Annotated in this window: 17 protein-coding genes; 8 read left to right on the top strand and 9 right to left on the bottom strand. The window is 63.7% G+C overall.

The window, feature by feature from the left end; all coding sequences use genetic code 11:
* Positions 1–50: 50 nt before the first annotated feature.
* Positions 51–509 (top strand): pyridoxamine 5'-phosphate oxidase family protein, encoded by a 459-nt coding sequence (locus tag NO362_RS00430; RefSeq protein WP_256289085.1) that lies wholly within the window; start codon positions 51–53, stop codon positions 507–509.
* An 80-nt stretch (positions 510–589) separates the two neighbouring features.
* Positions 590–1,186, top strand: a complete 597-nt coding sequence (locus NO362_RS00425) for a DUF7978 family protein (RefSeq protein ID WP_256545714.1) — start codon at positions 590–592, stop codon at positions 1,184–1,186.
* A gap of 32 nt (positions 1,187–1,218) precedes the next feature.
* Here NO362_RS00425 and NO362_RS00420 read toward each other — a convergent pair whose 3' ends face one another.
* Positions 1,219–1,767: a GNAT family N-acetyltransferase gene (locus NO362_RS00420; RefSeq protein WP_256545713.1), complete on the bottom strand. Its 549-nt coding sequence runs from the start codon at positions 1,765–1,767 to the stop codon at positions 1,219–1,221.
* 75 nt (positions 1,768–1,842) lie between these two features.
* Complete coding sequence (locus tag NO362_RS00415; protein ID WP_256545712.1) at positions 1,843–2,544, bottom strand: metal-dependent hydrolase; 702 nt, start codon at positions 2,542–2,544, stop codon at positions 1,843–1,845.
* A gap of 204 nt (positions 2,545–2,748) precedes the next feature.
* Here NO362_RS00415 and NO362_RS00410 point away from each other — a divergent pair, with 204 nt between their 5' ends.
* Positions 2,749–3,456, top strand: a complete 708-nt coding sequence (locus tag NO362_RS00410) for a helix-turn-helix domain-containing protein (protein WP_121569834.1) — start codon at positions 2,749–2,751, stop codon at positions 3,454–3,456.
* 68 nt (positions 3,457–3,524) lie between these two features.
* On the opposite strand, the gene hmgB is transcribed toward NO362_RS00410, so the two are convergent.
* The 6 genes from hmgB to NO362_RS00380 all read right to left on the bottom strand — a co-directional run bounded on the left by hmgB (position 3,525) and on the right by NO362_RS00380 (position 10,313).
* The gene (gene hmgB / locus NO362_RS00405) at positions 3,525–4,862 is read right to left on the bottom strand and encodes a hydroxymethylglutaryl-CoA synthase (protein ID WP_256545711.1); all 1,338 of its coding nucleotides are present in this window, start codon (positions 4,860–4,862) and stop codon (positions 3,525–3,527) included.
* Positions 4,863–4,995: 133 nt separating this feature from the next.
* Positions 4,996–6,435 (bottom strand): PKD domain-containing protein, encoded by a 1,440-nt coding sequence (locus NO362_RS00400; RefSeq protein ID WP_256545710.1) that lies wholly within the window; start codon positions 6,433–6,435, stop codon positions 4,996–4,998.
* Positions 6,432–7,997, bottom strand: a complete 1,566-nt coding sequence (locus NO362_RS00395) for a hypothetical protein (protein WP_256545709.1) — start codon at positions 7,995–7,997, stop codon at positions 6,432–6,434. Before NO362_RS00395 ends, NO362_RS00400 begins: the two co-directional genes overlap by 4 nt.
* Before the next feature lie 161 nt (positions 7,998–8,158).
* Positions 8,159–8,758, bottom strand: coding sequence for a DUF2150 family protein (locus NO362_RS00390; protein ID WP_256545708.1), 600 nt, complete (start codon positions 8,756–8,758; stop codon positions 8,159–8,161).
* Between the two features lie 62 nt (positions 8,759–8,820).
* Positions 8,821–9,669 carry a TatD family hydrolase gene (locus NO362_RS00385; RefSeq protein ID WP_256545707.1) on the bottom strand — a complete coding sequence of 283 codons (849 nt, stop codon included), beginning with the start codon at positions 9,667–9,669 and terminating at the stop codon, positions 8,821–8,823.
* 146 nt (positions 9,670–9,815) lie between these two features.
* The gene (locus NO362_RS00380; RefSeq protein ID WP_256545706.1) at positions 9,816–10,313 is read right to left on the bottom strand and encodes an NYN domain-containing protein; all 498 of its coding nucleotides are present in this window, start codon (positions 10,311–10,313) and stop codon (positions 9,816–9,818) included.
* A 175-nt stretch (positions 10,314–10,488) separates the two neighbouring features.
* On the opposite strand from NO362_RS00380, the gene NO362_RS00375 reads away from it, so the two are divergent.
* Positions 10,489–10,758, top strand: a complete 270-nt coding sequence (locus NO362_RS00375) for a DUF7999 family protein (protein ID WP_256545705.1) — start codon at positions 10,489–10,491, stop codon at positions 10,756–10,758.
* A gap of 131 nt (positions 10,759–10,889) precedes the next feature.
* Here NO362_RS00375 and NO362_RS00370 read toward each other — a convergent pair whose 3' ends face one another.
* A complete protein-coding gene (locus NO362_RS00370) occupies positions 10,890–11,033 on the bottom strand; it encodes a hypothetical protein (RefSeq protein ID WP_256545704.1) in 144 nt (47 codons plus the stop codon).
* Positions 11,034–11,681: 648 nt separating this feature from the next.
* On the opposite strand from NO362_RS00370, the gene NO362_RS00365 reads away from it, so the two are divergent.
* The 4 genes from NO362_RS00365 to gcvH all read left to right on the top strand — a co-directional run bounded on the left by NO362_RS00365 (position 11,682) and on the right by gcvH (position 16,405).
* A complete protein-coding gene (locus tag NO362_RS00365; RefSeq protein ID WP_256545703.1) occupies positions 11,682–13,025 on the top strand; it encodes an MFS transporter in 1,344 nt (447 codons plus the stop codon).
* Between the two features lie 157 nt (positions 13,026–13,182).
* Positions 13,183–14,721, top strand: coding sequence for a globin-coupled sensor protein (locus NO362_RS00360; RefSeq protein WP_256545702.1), 1,539 nt, complete (start codon positions 13,183–13,185; stop codon positions 14,719–14,721).
* Between the two features lie 209 nt (positions 14,722–14,930).
* Positions 14,931–16,025: a glycine cleavage system aminomethyltransferase GcvT gene (gene gcvT, locus NO362_RS00355; protein WP_256545701.1), complete on the top strand. Its 1,095-nt coding sequence runs from the start codon at positions 14,931–14,933 to the stop codon at positions 16,023–16,025.
* Positions 16,025–16,405: a glycine cleavage system protein GcvH gene (gcvH, locus tag NO362_RS00350; protein ID WP_121569824.1), complete on the top strand. Its 381-nt coding sequence runs from the start codon at positions 16,025–16,027 to the stop codon at positions 16,403–16,405. Before gcvT ends, gcvH begins: the two co-directional genes overlap by 1 nt.
* The last annotated feature ends 47 nt before the right edge of the window (positions 16,406–16,452 follow it).

Below are 16,452 nucleotides of genomic sequence, written 5' to 3'. Positions count from 1 at the left end.
TTGTTATAATCGAGCGACAGTTTATGGTTCCGTGGCACCTATTGTCACGTATGTCCGCAGACGAGAGCGCTGTCGTGCTTGACCGCGAAGCGATCGACGAACTGCTCGGGACGGGCGGCGTCGGCGTGCTTGCGCTCGCCAGCGACGACGACCCATACGCGATTCCTGTCTCCTACGGGTACGACGCCAACGCCGGCGAGGTGTATCTCCGCCTCGGGTTCGGAACCGACTCCGAGAAACGCGAGTACCTCGCCGGCTCCGATCGAGCCGCGCTCGTCGTCACCGCCGAGGGCAGCAGCGGCTGGGAGTCCGTCGTCGTCCGCGGGCCGCTGGTGGAGATCCCCGAAGCGAGTATCGACGGGACGGTCGTCGAGGCGATCCGCTCGATCGACATCCCGTTCTTTACCATCTACGAGGAACCGCCTCGGGAGCTGGAGTACACGCTCTACCGGTTGCGCCCCGAAGAGATCACCGGCCGCCGCGAGAAACCGGCGACCGGAATCGAGTAACTGGGTGCTTGCCGACGGCGACTTCGTCGGCGTCTCACTCGACCACAAGACACCTATAGGAGTACTCGCACGTGGAACCGATGGCACGATCCGAGTCGACACCGACGTCGCGGCGAGGCTACGCCCCGGACGGTCGAACGCTCGGTATCGCCGGGCTGGGCGGCGTCCTCGCGTATCTCGTTTCGTACGCGCTCACGTACGCAGTGACCGGCCAGCAGATCTCGAACTCGCTTGCGGCCCGGGTTCTAGAGATCGCCACGGGCGAGCCCGGAACGTGGAAACTGGTCGGCTGGGTGTTCTACAACGCACACTTCGTCACCAGCGAGATCCCCGGGCTGTTCGGCTCGACGGCCGTGAACCTCGTCGGGCGCGGCGACACGTTCTCCGCGGCGCTCTTCGTACTCCCGCCGGTCGCGCTCGCACTCGCGGGAGCGCTCGTGGCGGCCCTGAGCCGGTTCGAGACCCCGATGGCCGGCGCGGTCGGCGGCGCATCGGTCATCCTCGGCTACCTCCCGCTCGCGGTCGTCGGCGCGTTCGTCTTCACCGTCGACGTCGGCGACGCCACGGCCGGACCGACGCTAGTCACGGCGATTCTGCTCGCAGGGCTCGTTTACCCGCTCGTCTTCGGCGCGTTCGGCGGGGCGCTCGGTGCGCTCGCCACGCCCGGGCGCGCGTGAGGCTCCGAATCTGAGTTATCGGTCGCTCTGCGTCACAGATCGCGAGCGACCATCTCGCCCCAGTGTTCGAAGCCGTATCGCTCGTAGAACGCCTGTGCTCTGTCGTTCTCGCGGTCCACGTCGAGAACCATCCGATCGAGCGGGAGGTCCTGGGCACGCGCGCTCTCGACGGCGGCGTTCATCAGCGCGTCGGCGACGCCCGTTCCGCGGTAGCCGGGAGCGACGAAGATCTCGTTGAGGATCGCGGCGTCCCAGACGAACGCCAGCGATTCCGGGAGGACGAACGCGTAGCCGACGACGTCGCCGTCGCCGTTCTCACTGTTTTCCGCTGCTGCCGCTTCGTCGACGGCGACGAGGACGCTGTCTGGATCCTCGTCGACGCAGCGGTCGACCCACGCGAGCCAGCGCTCGCGGTACTCCGCCGTCAGTTTTTCCTCGTAGACCGCGCCCTTCTCCTCGCCACCGGTGTCCGCGCCGATTCCGAGCTCGAACCCGCGCTTCAGCTCCCAGAGCGCGTCGCGGTCGGTATCAGTGTCGTACGATCTGATCGTGGCGTCGGCCGACGTTGCCTGCTCGGTCATCAGTCTCACTCGATGTCCAGAGCGCAAGAACGCTGCCATCTCCGTCGAACCGGTGGTGAAGGCTCGACCGTCCGATCACTCCTCGACGCCCGCGCCCGCTCCGGTAGCGCGCCGCGTCTGCCACAGTCGGACGGCGGTCACAAATGCCGAGAGGGGCAGTAACCACGCGCGAAAGCCCGTCATCGCCACCGGGAAGATGCGCTCGACGCGCTGTGGCTGCCCCGAGCCGCTGCTCCCGTCGCCACTCGCCGTCTCGACGCCGAGTGTCGGTTCGGCGTCCAACACCGTCCGGAACGCGAAGTTCTCCGTCGTGCGCCGTGATTCCGTCTCGGGTGGTGAGAGATCGACGAACGTCTGGACCCACCCGCGGTCCGTCGAGTAGAACAGTCGCCCGTCGACCGTGTAGAACGTATCGTGGAGTGGATAGAACGCGTTCACGCCCCCGACGACGAGGTCGGGGACGATCGCGGCTCCGAAGAGGCAGCCGACCGCGACGACCGCGACTCGGAGCCCGCGGTTGCCGTATCGCTGGCGTACGATCGCGTCGGCGCCGCGTCGGTCGTCCCACCACAGCAGGGCGAACAGGGCCGCGGGGAAGAGCAGCGTGTGGCCGACAGAGCGGTGTGCGCCCGAGAGGATCGGTTCGAGCGCCACGTCGAGGTCGGGGAGCACGGTCGCCGCGGTGACGACGAGTGCGCTCCGACCGTCGAACTCCTCTCCGAGGAGCGCGGCGGCGATGAGGAGTGCGAGCGCGACGTGGACGAGCGTCGATGGCACGACGGTACTCTACGCCCGACCAGACTTGAACGTTCGTGCGTTGCTACACCGCTGCTCGCCCCGCGACAGCGATCCTGTCGGCCCCGCCCGGCGGTTATACTCTCGGCGTTCGTCGAACCCCCCGTTCGATACGCTTTTGCGGCCGCCTCCCCCAGTTCCCAGCAGTATGTATCGTGAGCGGTCGATCGCGGAGGGCTGGAAGCCGTGACGACGGTCCCTCGAGAGGATCTCGCACGGCGAATCGCGGGCGAAATTACGTTGAGTGACGATCCGGGCGCGACGCTTCGCAAGTGGCGCACGGACTTCGACGTCTCACAGACGGCGCTCGCCGAACAGTTGGACGTCTCTTCGTCGGTCATCTCCGACTACGAGAGCGGGCGGCGCGAGAGCCCCGGCATCGGCGTCGTCCGACGGATGGTCGAGGCGCTCCTCGATATCGACGAATCTCGGGGCGGGGGTCGCATCCGCCAGTACGCTCGCGTCATCTCTGCGGGATTCGAGAGCGACATCGTCCAGGACCTCCGGGAGTATCCGACGTCCATCCCGCTGGAGACGCTGTACGACGCGATGGACGCGACCGAACTCGTCCGCGGCGATCAGGACCGGATCAGCGGCCACACCGTTATCAACAGCATCGAAGCGATCACGCGTCTCTCCTCGGAGGAGTTCTACCGCCTCTACGGCCAGTCGACCTCGCGCGCGCTGGTGTTCACGGGTGTCACCCGCGGGGAGTCGCCGCTGGTCGCGATGCGCGTCGTCAATCCGACGCCGAACGCCGTCATCCTCCACGGGCTTACCGAGGACGACCTCTGGGAGCACGCGCCCGCGCTCGCCACGATCGACGGCTTCTCGCTCGCGATCTCGAATCGGGATCTCGACGAGATGCTCGACGACCTGCGGCGACTCCCGTAGGTACTCGACTGCGGTCACCGCGAGAGAAAGAACAGTCGCTGCCGCCGATCCGCGCTCCTCGTAGCGACCTATTCGACGTACTCGTAGCGCCGCTCGTTCATCCGGCCCCAACCGGTGAAGACGAACTCGCCCTCGGGCTGGGTGAACTCCTCTACCTCGACTTCCTTCTGGTGGTTGTGGACGTCGTGGACGAGTTCGTACTCCTCGAAGGAGAGATCGTAGCGGTCCGCCAGTTGCGCGTCGACGTCGAGACTCTCGACGCCCTCGCGCCAGCCGTCGCGGACGGTTTCAGCGTGAATCTCCGCCTGCGCGCCCGAGCCGTAGGAGCCGACGAGCATCTTCTCGCCCGCGAGGTCGACGTCCTCGGACGCGGCCGCGCGAAGGGCCGAGAGCCGAGCGAGATGCACCGAGGCTGTGTACCAGTTGCCGACCTGCCCGGAGACCTGGATCGTCGGCTCGATCGCCTGCTCGTACCACTCTTGATACTGACGCGTCCCTTTCAGTTCGTCCATATACGCGCGGATCGCCTCCTCGTAGTCTTCGCGCGTCTCGTAGTTCTCCTCGCGCGGCTGCATCCCGATGTCGTCGGCGAGGGCGTCCTCGATCTCGGTGTCGCGCGTGATGTGCCGGTAGCCGAGCAACGCGGCTTTTCGGACCATCCCCGGATACGGCGTGTGGAACGGGAAGTAAACGAAGTCCTCGGGGTGAGTGTCGCCGGCGACGGACTCGTAGTCCTCCAGGGCCTCGCGCATCCGCGCGAGGTACACCTGAATCGAGCGCTTGCCGTCGACGCTCGGGAACTGCTGATTCGGCTTCAGGAAGTCGGTCTCGTCGGCGCTGCCGTAGCCCTGCTCTGTCGAGAGCGCGACGATGTCCGGCTCCTCGTCGATGAGCATCGCGACCGCACCCGCACCCTGGGTCGCCTCACCTGGGTCGCCGCGCTCGTAGAGCGCCGTGTCGGTCGCGATCACGAGCGCCGCGCGCCCGCGATTTCGCCCCGCGCGGATCCAGTTGTACGCGTCGTCGAGACACTGCGTGCCCGACAGGCAGGCGAACTTCCGCTCGCCCTTGTTCGCGTGGTGGAAGTCGCCGTCGTACACCTGTTCGAGACAGCCCGCGATGTACGTCGAAACGGGCTTCGAGTTGTCGAAGGCGGACTCGGTCGCGACGTCGATCCGACCGATGTCCTCGGGCGTGAGGCCCTTGCGGTCCATCAGTTGCTTGGCCGCGTTCGCGCCCATCGTGACGATGTCCTCGTAGACATCGGGCAGCGAGGAATACTCGATACCGATGCCTTTCGTGTACTTTCCGGGGTCTTCGCCCTTCACTGGCGCGAACGTTTCCGCGAGGTCCAGGCGGAGTTTCCCAGACCAGAGTTCGATGGCGTCGATGCCGACGGCAGTCATACCTCTCCCATCTCGTGGTTCGCTTATTGTTTTGTCGATAGCGGTGTCGACGATTGTCTAACAGTAAAGACAGGGTCGACGATGCCGAGCGTACGCGGAGAGGTGCGACTCGGTATACAATGTCGGCCGAGAGTCATCTCCAGATCCCACCGAAGATATCACCCCAATCCCAGCCATCGCCGCCACCTCGGGGCTCGTCATCGTCGTCACCCCAGATGTCGTCCCAGAAGCCGTCCCAGAAGTCACCCCAGAACCCGTCGTCATCGTCGGACTCTGGGTAGACTCTCACGTTCACTTGGTCGGTGTCAGTCGCGCCGGCGACGTCGGATACCGTTAGCTCAACCGTGACCTTCCGGGTATCGGATGGTGGTGCACCGACGAGCACCACTTTCGGGGTCGGACTCTCTGAATCCACGAGGGTAATGGTCTCCTCGGTGAGTCCGTCACGATTGGTGATCTCCCAGCCGTAACTCAGTTCGTCCCCGTCTGGATCCCTACTCCCGGTCCCATTGAGTTCGACGAACGTCCCTCCGATTTCATCCGCGTCGTCGTCGTCGGCCGCTGCAATTGGGACGGCCTCGATCGATACGGGGTAGATCACCGCTGCACTCGGGACACTAGGTTCCGTGAGCGCTCCCCCTTCGCCCCTGCCGATGTTGTCTGGTCCAGCGTGCTCAGGCGGTCCCTCTCCGGGGTGACCGTCGCCGTCATCCTCCTCGTTAGCACGGAGTTCTTTGTCGTCGCCAGCGTCGGCGATCGGCGGTTGGTTAGCCTGTTCGACCGTCACTGTCGTTCGATCCTCTCCGGTCGCCGTCGCGTTCTCGACGGTCAGTTCTACGACAACTGTGTGATTCGCGTCTGTAACGTTCTCTCGGACCTTGAACGTCGAATCGAGGGAATCAGCGTCCGCGACCGCGACGGCGTCGGTCGAGACGCCGTCGTAATCGACAATATCCCACTGATACGTGACCTCGTCTCCGCTGGCGCTGGTGCTCCCGTCTAGGCCTACCGCAGAGCCCTTTTCGCCGGAGACGGCCTGCTGCGGCCCGGCGTCGACCACGAGCGTCCGCTCGGCCGCATCTGTCCCGTCCGCGCTCCCGTCGGCGTCCGATTCGATGGGTGATCCGATCGTCGTCGTCTGTTGGAGCAAGAGGGTCTCAGTCGCGTCATTTATCACCGAGATGGTGACCTCCGATCCGGCGGCCTGATCCCACCCGAGTTGCCACGTCTCACCCGGGTCAAACTGTCCGTCTCCACCGCCGCCATTGCGGATCTGTCCGGACGCGAAGGCGTACGAGAACTCTCCAGAACTGTTTGTGACGACAACCCGGAGTGCGTCCGTGGATACCGATGACCCGCCGCTGTGCGAGAGTGTGAGTGACTCTTCGGTCGCCGTCATCGTGATCTCGATCGGCGTCCCGCTCGCGCTGCCGGCTGCGCCTGCTGCATCCCCGTTAGATCCTCCAGTTTGAGAGGAGACGTAGTATGCACCAAACGTCGTCGCACTGACAATCACCACCGCGAGGAAGAGGACGGTTCCGAGGGACTCTGCTTGGGCGCGGGTGTCTATCATCCGACGGCTTTCTCCTTTACTTCGACGTTGCCGTCAGCATCTTTGGCAGTCACACGCACCACGTACGGATCGGTTTCCCTTTTTTCGTTGAAGTTCTTGTCTGTAATGGTTAGAGAACCAGTTCCTGAACTTGTATCCGACTCGATAGGGGTACTGTTTCCATTTCCATCAACAAGTTCGATAGTGAGTTCTTGGACGTCATCATCGCTGTCGCTATCTTTGGCGGTCACTGCCTGGATTTTACCTTTTATTCTGTTTGATTTACTTTTATCGTCAATGTCGAATGGCTCAATCGTGATCGCCGACGTATCCGACCCACCATCGTCAGGGCCGCCACCACCTGCGGCCTGAACGTCCAGTGTGTACTGTATGTTCTCGTTTCGGTCTCCCTCGAAAGCGGGGCTGCTCACGTCGTATACGCCACCGGCCGCTGTCCGATAAGTCACGTTCACCCAGTCTGGCCCTGCCGCTCCAGCAGTGTACTGATACCGATAGCGCCCGGATTCTACGACGACACCGTCGGGGACGGTTCCGCTCTGACTGTCTCCGAGTACGGACGTTCCGACCGGGTTGTTGTACTTGTCGCGGGATTCGACGACAAACGGATACGTCCGTCCAGCGAACGGACTCTTGGTCAGGTCCTCGACGCTCGTCAGGTACGCAGGCTCCGTGTCGTCGACGTTCGTCCCAACCCCGACTTTCGAGAGTTTCAGTTGGTAAGTCACGTCTCGCTCGAAGAACAGTTCGATGCCGTCCGGTCGCTCTTCGACCCGATAGACGTATCCACCGTCGTTCGGATCCGCGGCGGGATCGTACTCACCGGTCTGATTCAGGAGTTCGAGCCACGACTGGCGATTCAGTTCCGAGGGAACGAAGATCGAGACGTTCTCGCTCGTGCTCTCGTTCGAGATGCTGATCGTGCGCGTCGAGACGCTCACCGCTCGCGGATCGACGGCGAGTGTACTGGCACCGCCTCGGGAGAGGTCTCCGGACAGTGTGACGAGCGAGATTCGTCGCCCCGACACTATCGGCTGATCGGTGAGAGTGAGATTTCCCGAGCGGAAGCGGTTGTAAACGATGCCGTTCTCGTAAACGGTCGCGGGCGCGCCGTCATAATTCGCGTAGCTCGGCCGATAGACGAGCGACTTCGTGGTGTAGTTGTGCGTCGTCCCGTTCCAGAAGTCCGCGGTCTCGGGGTAGTCCTCCTCCGTGGTGGCGCGGTCGTCGGCCGTCGCGTTCCGAATCTGAACCGTCCCGAGCGACGACGTCGAGAGCGTCCCGCTCGGTGGCGCGGGATTCACGGCGACGACGCGCGTGGGATATCGTGTCCCAAGTTCGACGCTGACCGGCGCTGACGATCCTGTCGCGGCCGTGCCGAGGATCGTGTTCCGGACTTCCTGGAGATCTGACTGAACGCGCTGGTTGTGCTGGAACTCGATCTGTCGGTTCTCCTGCGGAACGACAGTTGCCTGATACAACGAGAGTGAGATAACGAGAAACCCCAGGAGCAGGACCGCTCCGATCTGTACCGTCACGGCCCTGTCGTCGCCCCCGAGAGACATACCCCGGAATCAGCGACTGGTGGATAAAAATATGCCGGCAAAGCGGCACGAATCGAGGCCGAGATCACGTCGGCGACGAACGCTCGCGTCCCGGTCACGGGAATGATCGACTGATTGTCACTCCCGGCCACCGCGAGTGCCGTCGCGACGACGCGTGCCGCTCAGTCTTCTTCTTCTTCGACGACTTCGGGATCGCTCATCGCGCTCTGGAGGCTGTCCAGTCCGTTGACCCACTCGGAGACGAGCCCGTATTCGAGCTCTTCGACGACGGCCATATCGAGTTCGTCGCCCTCGATGATCCGCGTGCCGGCCTGCACGAGGTAGCCGAGCGCCGCGTCCATATCGTCATCCTGCTCTGCAGCGGCGGCGGCCTCGACGTACTCCGTCAGCGGCGCTTCTTCGGCCGCACCGGCGACGATGTACTCCTCCGCAGCGTAGAAGACGCAGACGAGACTCGTCTGTACGCCGTCGATGAGCATCACTTTGTCCTCGCGCGCGGCCTCGTCTTCGATGTCCAGTTCGGGCTCGGAGAGGACGATCGTGCGGACGCGTTCGAGTTCCTCGATCGCTTCCTCGTCTTCGAGCCGTCCGTCCTCGTACGCAGAGACGATCTTCGCGACCGCGATGGCCGCGTCGTCCTGCAGATTCAAGAGCAATCGCGCGGAGTCCTCGTTTTCGGGGTCGAGCTCTTCTTCCTCGACGCGCGAGAGCCAGTTTTGCCAGCGTTCTTCGGTGTAGTAAGTCTCCTCGGCCTCGGTCATATTCCACCATTTCCGCCGGGATTCAAATGCCTTTCTTGTCGAGGGTCCCGACGAGCGCTTGACTAGCGTGACAGCGCCGCACGCGTGTCGATCCCGTAGACGTCGGCGGGAGTCTCGACGTGAGCGCGCTCGACGGCCGCGTCGTACCCCGATTCGAGGAGCCATCGCACGCGACGCGGCACGGTCTTCGGACCGAGCACCATCCCTGGACGGTCGGGATCGTCGACGAAATCCGTCTCCATCAGGAACGGCTCACCCGATTCAGCCGCGACTTCCAGGCGATCTTTCTTGCTCATCACGCTCGGCGTCGGGCCCGCGAGCGTCCCACCGGCGTAGTGTTTCACCACCTTGTGAGCTGAGAGCCCGCGCGCTTCGGCCCACCCGGCCACCTCGGTCAGGTCGTCTGTCGCCTCAGTGTGCAACTGGACGGCGCAGTCGTGTTCTGCGCCCAGCGAGAACGCGTGGCGCATCACGTCGTTCGAGGCTTCCCACACCGCGTCAGAGACGTCGTAGTGCGGCCGCCCGGACTTCAGCGCGAGCGCGTCGCCCCCGGCGACGTACTCCGCGGCGCAGTCGAGTCCCGCCTGCATCAACGCGCTCGCGTCCGCCGGCGAGAACCCGCGGTCGTCGACGAGCTTCGAGACCAGACCCGGATGGACGCCGAGCACGGGCCACGCCCGGCCCGGCAACAACTCGGTCGCTTCCTCGACCACGTCCATTGTCGTCTCGAAGACCGGGCGGAAACCCTCACCCGTCTCGGGTTCGACGCCGAGGAGCCAGGAGGGTTTGTTCACGACGAGCAGGTGCGTCCCGCCGAGCCGCGCGAAGTCGCGGACGGCGTCGAGGCCACGGCCGTGCGCCGGGTCGAGATGTAGGTGGTTGTCGAGCACCGGCGTGCCGAGATCTTCCATACGCGCCCCTCGGCTCGCCACTCAAAAAATTCGCCCGTTTGTCGCTGGGCGGAAAGGACGGTGTGGCGGAAAGGTCGGTATGGGCGGCCAGGACGATGACGCGTCGCGGTCGTCGCGCGCCTCGCGAACGGCACCGCCTCCGACGCTTACGCGTCGTAGCCGACGAGGGTCGGGCTGTCCTCGTCTTCCTCTTCCTCTTCGAGTGTGACGCGCTCTGTCGCGGCGTTCCGCAGGGCGTCCGAGCGGCCGAACTCGCCGGGGGCGATCGCGAAGGTCCGACAGCCGTAGGAGTTCGCCGTCTCGATCGCGGGCTTGAAATCGGTGTCGCGGGAGGCGATAGCGATGATGTCCGCACGGTCTTCGACGGCAAAGCGGGTCACGTCGACAGCGAGTCGGACGTCGACGTCGCCGCTCGTGACAATCACCTCGAAGCCGCGTGCTTCCGCCGCCTGGATGAGCCCCGGCGTCGCGTGCTCGTCGAGATAGAGCCGTATCGCCGTCAGCTGCCCGACGGCTGCAGCCGCCTCGCGTACGTCGTCGAGGTCGACGTCGAACTCGTCGCGGAGGACGTTCGGGCCGTCGACGAAGAGCGCGACCCGCGGTTCGTCCGCCTCGTCGGCGAACAGGCGTCCCAGGAGGTCCATAGCACCGATTTCACGGGGACCGACATAACGCCGACGATGCGGGTTGCCTCCGAACGCGGATCGCGGAGGCCCCAACCGGCGATGTAGTATATCTAGAATATACACCTAGAACACCTAGTGGAGTATGTTTATGAAGCAAGTCGGAGGAATAGTGGACATAACGAGTCCGATACCGATGACCGAAACAGATTCGTTTACTGTCGTCACCGCGATGAACCCACACGATGCGCTGACCGTTCGGTCCACGACCACGCACGCGACCTACCAGTTGGTCGAGTACACCGACGAGTCCACGCGTGACGCGCTCGCGTCGCTGCAGCCAGGCGAATCGGTACGGCTGTCGCTTTCACGCATCGGCCGGCGCGGCAACGTCTGGCGCGTCGACATTGCGTCCCATCGTGTCCACCCAGAGGCCGCCCGGAACGAATCGCGGGCCGGAACGTAACCGGAACTCACGACGAGCAGCGGCGGTACGTCGCGTCCTCCTCCGCTCACTCATAGGGATTATCGTCACTGTTCGGAGATTCTCGCCGTACCGTCCGGCGAGAAATCTATGCGGACTTACGATAGTCCCTATCAGAATGACGTGTCGTCCAGCACCGTCTCGAATAGCGCCGCGGCCACCAGTGCGCCGGCCACGATCACGCCCTCGACAATCCCGTATTGGAACGGATGAACCGTGAGGGCGAACAGGACGACAGCGCCGACGAGGCAGATCACCGCGGTTAATACTGCGCGAGGACGTCGCCGCATCGCTTTGAGGTCACCTCCGTACGCGGGATTACCGATGCCAGTAGTGTAATATGCATCGGCGCCGCCGACACCGGATCACGTGCGTTGACGTGATCAACGCCTTCGTCGCGAACGCGGTTCCGCTCTGGTGACATCCTCCCGCGCTAAAGACGCGGGCCTCCCACCCGGTGTTGGCCGGGCAGGTCAATCCTGAAGGTTGGGAGTTTAAGGTTTGCTGGACAGTCAGCCAGTGGCTTTGCCACGAAGCCGTTACTCGTACCCTGTAGAGGGCTTCGAGCTACCTGATTGTGTAACGACTGTCGGCGTGGGCGGCTTACCTTTTGATTTCGGCTACGAACCGTGGCAAACACCGAGTCAACTGCCAGTTCTCCACGCACAGTGCGTAGTACGTGGTTTGTGACTTAAATCGTCGGATTCATCTGGTGGCTGAAGCCACCAGTATTTTCCTCGAATCTCTATAACGCTACGACATTCGATTCGAGACATCTATAGTAGCGTTTGTGTGTCTTCACTCACCTAATCGAACGCAGTCGTGCGATTGGCTGTGTAATCAGTTGCAAACGTTACTATAGCAGGTGGATATTTCTCTCTGCCGCACGCGCGCTCAGGCACCTGATGACACAGGAGCGCGTCGGCCAGGGACGAGACGAATCGGGAGCGCTGGACACCTTCAGGCGCTTTTTCGCGCTCGAACGCGACGTGCTGGTGCTGTCGCTCGCGATGTTCGCGTTCAGTCTCGGCTTCCAGATGACGAACCGCTTCCTCCCGGAGTATCTCGTCGCGCTCGGAGCCAGCGGCTTCGTCGTCGGGCTGTTCGGCACGGTCGGGAACGTCATCTCGGCCGTCTATCCGTACCCGGGCGGTGCGATCTCCGATCGGATCGGCTCCCGCTACGCGCTGACCGTGTTCGGCCTGGTGTCGACGCTGGGGTTCGCCGTCTGGCTCCTCGCGCCTGGCGTCGGTCCGGTGTCGTTCGCGGGCGTGACGATCCAACCGTGGATCTGGATCTTCGTCGGCCTGCTGCTCGCGCAGGCGTGGAAGTCGTTCGGGCTCGGTGCCACGTTCGCGGTCGTCAAGCAGGCGACCGAGCCCTCGCGGTTGGCTGCTGGGTTCGCCAGTACGGAGACGTTCCGCCGGACGGCTTTCCTCGTCGGCCCCGTCCTCGCCGCCATCCTCATCGGTCTCCACCCGGCGTTCACGGTGAGTTTCCAGTACGTCCTCGGCGTCGCTGTCGCGTTCGGCGTCCTCGGGACGGTCGCCCAGCACCTGCTCTACGACGCCAGCGAGGACACGCTCGGCGACTCCTTCGCGGGGCTCGATCGAATCCGTCGCGACCTCCGCGAGATGCCGACGACGCTGCGGCCGCTGCTCGTCGGCGACACCCTCGTCCGGTTCGCCAACGGGATGGTCTACGTGTTCTTCGTGCTGGTGATCACGCGGATCTACCAGGTCGGATTCGCGACGACCGTCTCACTCGCTGGCTTCTCGTACGCGATCGACCTCTCTCCGGAGGCGTTCTTCGGCTACCTGCTCGGCGTGGAGATGCTCGTCGCACTGCTCGTGATGGCACCCGCCGCGAAGGCCGCCGAGCGCGTCGGCCTGAAGCCTGTTGTCGCGCTCGGGTTCGCAGTGTACGCGCTGTTCCCTGTCGTGCTCATCAACGCGCCGGGGACCGCGACGGCGATGGTCCTCGTCTTCGCGTTCTCGGGGTTGCGATTCGCCGGTCTCCCCTCGCACAAGGCGTTGATCGTCGGCCCCGCACAGCAGGGGGCTGGAGGGCGAGTCACTGGTACGTACTACCTGCTCCGGAATACGATCGTCATCCCTAGCGCCGCCCTCGGCGGGTACCTCTGGGAGTTCGTGAGTCCGGAGGTCGCGTTCACCATCGCCGCCGCAATCGGCGTCGTCGGCACGGGCTACTTTCTCCTCTTCGGCGAGGAGTTCGAGGCGTATGCATAAGCAACGGTTACTTCGACCGCGGTACTCTCACGCCAACGGAACCGTTCTCCGTTCTTTCCCCCTCCACGATTCGACCGCTGATATTTAAACACGCTGTATATTCAATGCTGATAACAAGACACAGAGTTTATAATATATTAGTATTTCCATTTGCGATATGGGGACAATTACCAAGCAAGAGCGGGGGCAGGTGGACGGGCAGCGATTAACCGAGAAGATCGGTATCGACGACGGCGAGATCAACTGGCGAAAGGACTTCACGCAGTTCGACGAAGCTGACTGCCAGAACCTCGAACAGACGGCGCCGGTTCTCGACGACATTGCCGAGGGCCTCGTCGACGACTTCTACGATCACATTCAAGCGTACTCGGAGTCGGTCGCGATACTCGAATCGTCCTCGAAATCGGTCGAAGCTCTCAAGAAAAGCCAGATCGAGTACTTAAAAGGACTCGGACGGGGAGAGTACGGGCGCTCGTACTTTGATCGGCGGGCTCGGATCGGGAAGATCCACGATATGCTCGATCTCGGACCGAAGATCTACCTCGGGGCGTACGCCATCTACTACGAGGGGATACTGCAGGGAATCGCGGACGAAGTAAAATCGAGCGTACGCGCGGCGGTCGACGAGCCCACGGCTGCTGCGCGGAACGGGCACGACTCGGCGTCTGCTGTCGAGGAAGCAGTCGAAGATGCTGTCGACACCGTCGTCGACCGGACGCTCTCGGTCCTCAAGCTCATCAATCTCGACCAACAGGTCGCGATGGACACGTATCTGCACTCCTACACCGAACGGATCGAGCGGGAACTCGATCGGCAGCAGTCTGTCGCCCGTGACGTCGACGCGTCCGTCAGTGCGCTGCGGGAGGCGTCTGACGACGTCTCCGAGTGCGCTCACGAGATCCGCGAGGTCACCGTCGAACAGTCCGAGAGTATGACGGAGGTCTCGGGTGAAGTCTCGAACCTCAGCGCCACCATCGAGGAGGTGGCGTCGACCGCGAACCAGGTCGCGACGACCAGCGAGCGCGCCGAGACGCTGGCCACGGAGGGCCGCGAGTCGGCCGCGGACGCGATGGACGTAATGGACGACGTCGGCGAGGCTGCAGACGAGGTCAGCGACGACGTCGAACAGCTCAAAGCGCGCGTCGAAGAGATAGACGAGATCGTCGAGGTGATCAACGATATCGCCGATCGGACGAACATCCTCGCGCTGAACGCGTCGATCGAGGCCGCGCGGGCGGGTGAGGCCGGTGACGGATTCGCGGTCGTCGCCGACGAGGTGAAATCGCTGGCCGAGGAGTCACAGACGCAGGCCGGTCGGATCGAAACGATGATCGACGAGATCCAGGCTGACACCCAAGAGACGGTCGCCAGCCTCGATACGACGACCGAACGAATCGACACCGGCGTCGACAGCGTCGGCGCCGCGATGGCGAAACTGGACAACATCGCCGAAGCGGTCTCCGAGACGTCGAGCGGCATTTCCGAGGTCGCAGACGCGACCGACGATCAGGCAGCGAGCACCGAGGAACTCGCAGCGACGATCGACGAAGCGAGTCACCGCGCCGAACGTATGGAGACCAAGATCCAGGACGTCGCGGATGCGGTCGACCAACAGGGAGAGAGTATCGACGCGATTTCTGAAACCGTGCGAGAGCTCACGGATAACGGCCAGCAGCGGAATTCGGTCGGTTTGTGACGAGCGAAACTCCCCGTATCTGTCTCGACGCAGCCTCCCAGCAACACATACCCCCACGTTTAGTGCCGACCTGTCGCAGCGGCTCGGCGAGCCGTAGTGATGCGCTTGCCGGAGAATCCGACATTTCATATCGCGGTATAAAATTTATGACGCTGCTAGCGGCCACAGAGCATACCAAAACATTTCTTGTATCAAACCAAGCCATCAGTATGGCCCATCGGAAGCCACCGCTGTACGACGTGTACGCCGCAGATGCGACGTTCACGGAGTTCGGCGGATGGGATATGCCGGTCGAATTCGACTCGATTCGGGCGGAACACGCCGCCGTCCGCGAATCGGTCGGGATCTTCGACGTTTCGCATATGGGCGAAATCGTCGTCACCGGCTCGGATGCAACGGCGCTGATGCAACGGCTCACCTCCAACGACGTGAGCGCGCTCGCGCCCGGAGACTCCCAGTACGCGATGCTCACCGACGAATCGGGGACGATCGTCGACGATACGATCGTCTATCAGTTGCCCGACGAGGAGACGACGCGCTACCTGTTCGTCCCAAATGCGGGCCACGACGAGGAGGCGTATCGGCGATGGGTCGACCACCGGGACGAGTGGGACCTCGACGCGGAGGTCCGAAACGAGACCGACGCGTGGGCGATGCTCGCCGTCCAGGGACCCGACGCCCCGGACGTCGTCGACGCCGCGACCGACGTCGACGTGACGCCGCTCTCGTGGGGCGAGGCCACCTACGCCGACATCGACGGCGTCCGCTCGTGGGTGTCGCGGACGGGCTACACCGGCGAGGACGGGTACGAGATCCTGTGTCCGAGCGACGACGCCGAGACCGTCTGGTCGGCGTTCGAAGGCGACGTCACGCCCTGTGGCCTGGGCTGTCGTGACACCCTTCGTACCGAGATGGGCTTTCTCCTCTCGGGGCAGGACTTCGATCCCGTCGAGGAGCCACGCAACCCCTACGAGGCCGGCGTCGGCTGGACTGTCGACCTCGACACCGACTTCGTCGGCCGCGACGCGCTCGCCGAGATCGAACGCGAGGGCGTCACCGAGACGTTCGTCGGGCTGATCCTCCGCGAGCGCGGGATCGCCCGGCACGGCCACGAGATCGTCGCCGACGGCGAGGTCGTCGGGCACGTGACCAGCGGGACGATGAGTCCCACACTGGGAGAGGCGATCGCGCTGGGCTACCTCCCGACAGCCCTCGCAGACCCCGGCACCGAACTCAGTGTCGTCGTTCGCGACCAGGAGAAACGCGCGGAAGTCGTATCCACACCATTCATCGAGGACAACTAATGTTCGAAACACCCGAAGACCGCAAGTACCAGGAATCGCACGAGTACGCAACCACCGACGACGAGACCGTCACGATCGGCATCACCGACTTCGCACAGGACGAACTGGGCGACGTCGTCTTCGTCGAACTGCCCGAGGTCGGCGACGACATCGCCCAGGGCGAGGAGTTCGGCGTGGTCGAGTCAATCAAAGCCGTCTCGGACCTCTATGCCCCGATTTCGGGCACCGTCACCGAGGTCAACGAGGAGCTGTTCGACCGCCCGGAACTGGTGAACGAAGACCCCTACGGCGAGGGGTGGATGCTCAAAGTCGACCGCGCGGACGACGCGGACTTCGACGCGTTGCTCTCGGCCGACGAGTACCGCGAGCAGACCGAGTGAGGGCGGCAGTGAACGTGACTGCGATCGCGGTTGCTGTCCACAACGGA

This window comes from Halobellus inordinatus (assembly GCF_024498335.1).
Classification (GTDB): domain Archaea; phylum Halobacteriota; class Halobacteria; order Halobacteriales; family Haloferacaceae; genus Haloquadratum; species Haloquadratum inordinatus.
The sequence above is the reverse complement of the archived record's forward strand: the minus strand, read 5'-3'. Positions and strand labels throughout refer to the sequence as shown.

What these genes read in the sequence shown, in the direction of transcription:
- NO362_RS00430 (WP_256289085.1), top strand. Translation starts at nt 51, where the DNA reads ATGTCCGCAGACGAGAGCGCTGTCGTGCTTGACCGCGAAGCGATCGAC.
- NO362_RS00425 (WP_256545714.1), top strand. Translation starts at nt 590, where the DNA reads ATGGCACGATCCGAGTCGACACCGACGTCGCGGCGAGGCTACGCCCCG.
- NO362_RS00420 (WP_256545713.1), bottom strand. Translation starts at nt 1,767, where the DNA reads ATGACCGAGCAGGCAACGTCGGCCGACGCCACGATCAGATCGTACGAC.
- hmgB (WP_256545711.1), bottom strand. Translation starts at nt 4,862, where the DNA reads ATGACTGCCGTCGGCATCGACGCCATCGAACTCTGGTCTGGGAAACTC.
- NO362_RS00400 (WP_256545710.1), bottom strand. Translation starts at nt 6,435, where the DNA reads ATGATAGACACCCGCGCCCAAGCAGAGTCCCTCGGAACCGTCCTCTTC.
- NO362_RS00395 (WP_256545709.1), bottom strand. Translation starts at nt 7,997, where the DNA reads ATGTCTCTCGGGGGCGACGACAGGGCCGTGACGGTACAGATCGGAGCG.
- NO362_RS00390 (WP_256545708.1), bottom strand. Translation starts at nt 8,758, where the DNA reads ATGACCGAGGCCGAGGAGACTTACTACACCGAAGAACGCTGGCAAAAC.
- NO362_RS00385 (WP_256545707.1), bottom strand. Translation starts at nt 9,669, where the DNA reads ATGGAAGATCTCGGCACGCCGGTGCTCGACAACCACCTACATCTCGAC.
- NO362_RS00380 (WP_256545706.1), bottom strand. Translation starts at nt 10,313, where the DNA reads ATGGACCTCCTGGGACGCCTGTTCGCCGACGAGGCGGACGAACCGCGG.
- NO362_RS00375 (WP_256545705.1), top strand. Translation starts at nt 10,489, where the DNA reads ATGACCGAAACAGATTCGTTTACTGTCGTCACCGCGATGAACCCACAC.
- NO362_RS00365 (WP_256545703.1), top strand. Translation starts at nt 11,682, where the DNA reads ATGACACAGGAGCGCGTCGGCCAGGGACGAGACGAATCGGGAGCGCTG.
- NO362_RS00360 (WP_256545702.1), top strand. Translation starts at nt 13,183, where the DNA reads ATGGGGACAATTACCAAGCAAGAGCGGGGGCAGGTGGACGGGCAGCGA.
- gcvT (WP_256545701.1), top strand. Translation starts at nt 14,931, where the DNA reads ATGGCCCATCGGAAGCCACCGCTGTACGACGTGTACGCCGCAGATGCG.
- gcvH (WP_121569824.1), top strand. Translation starts at nt 16,025, where the DNA reads ATGTTCGAAACACCCGAAGACCGCAAGTACCAGGAATCGCACGAGTAC.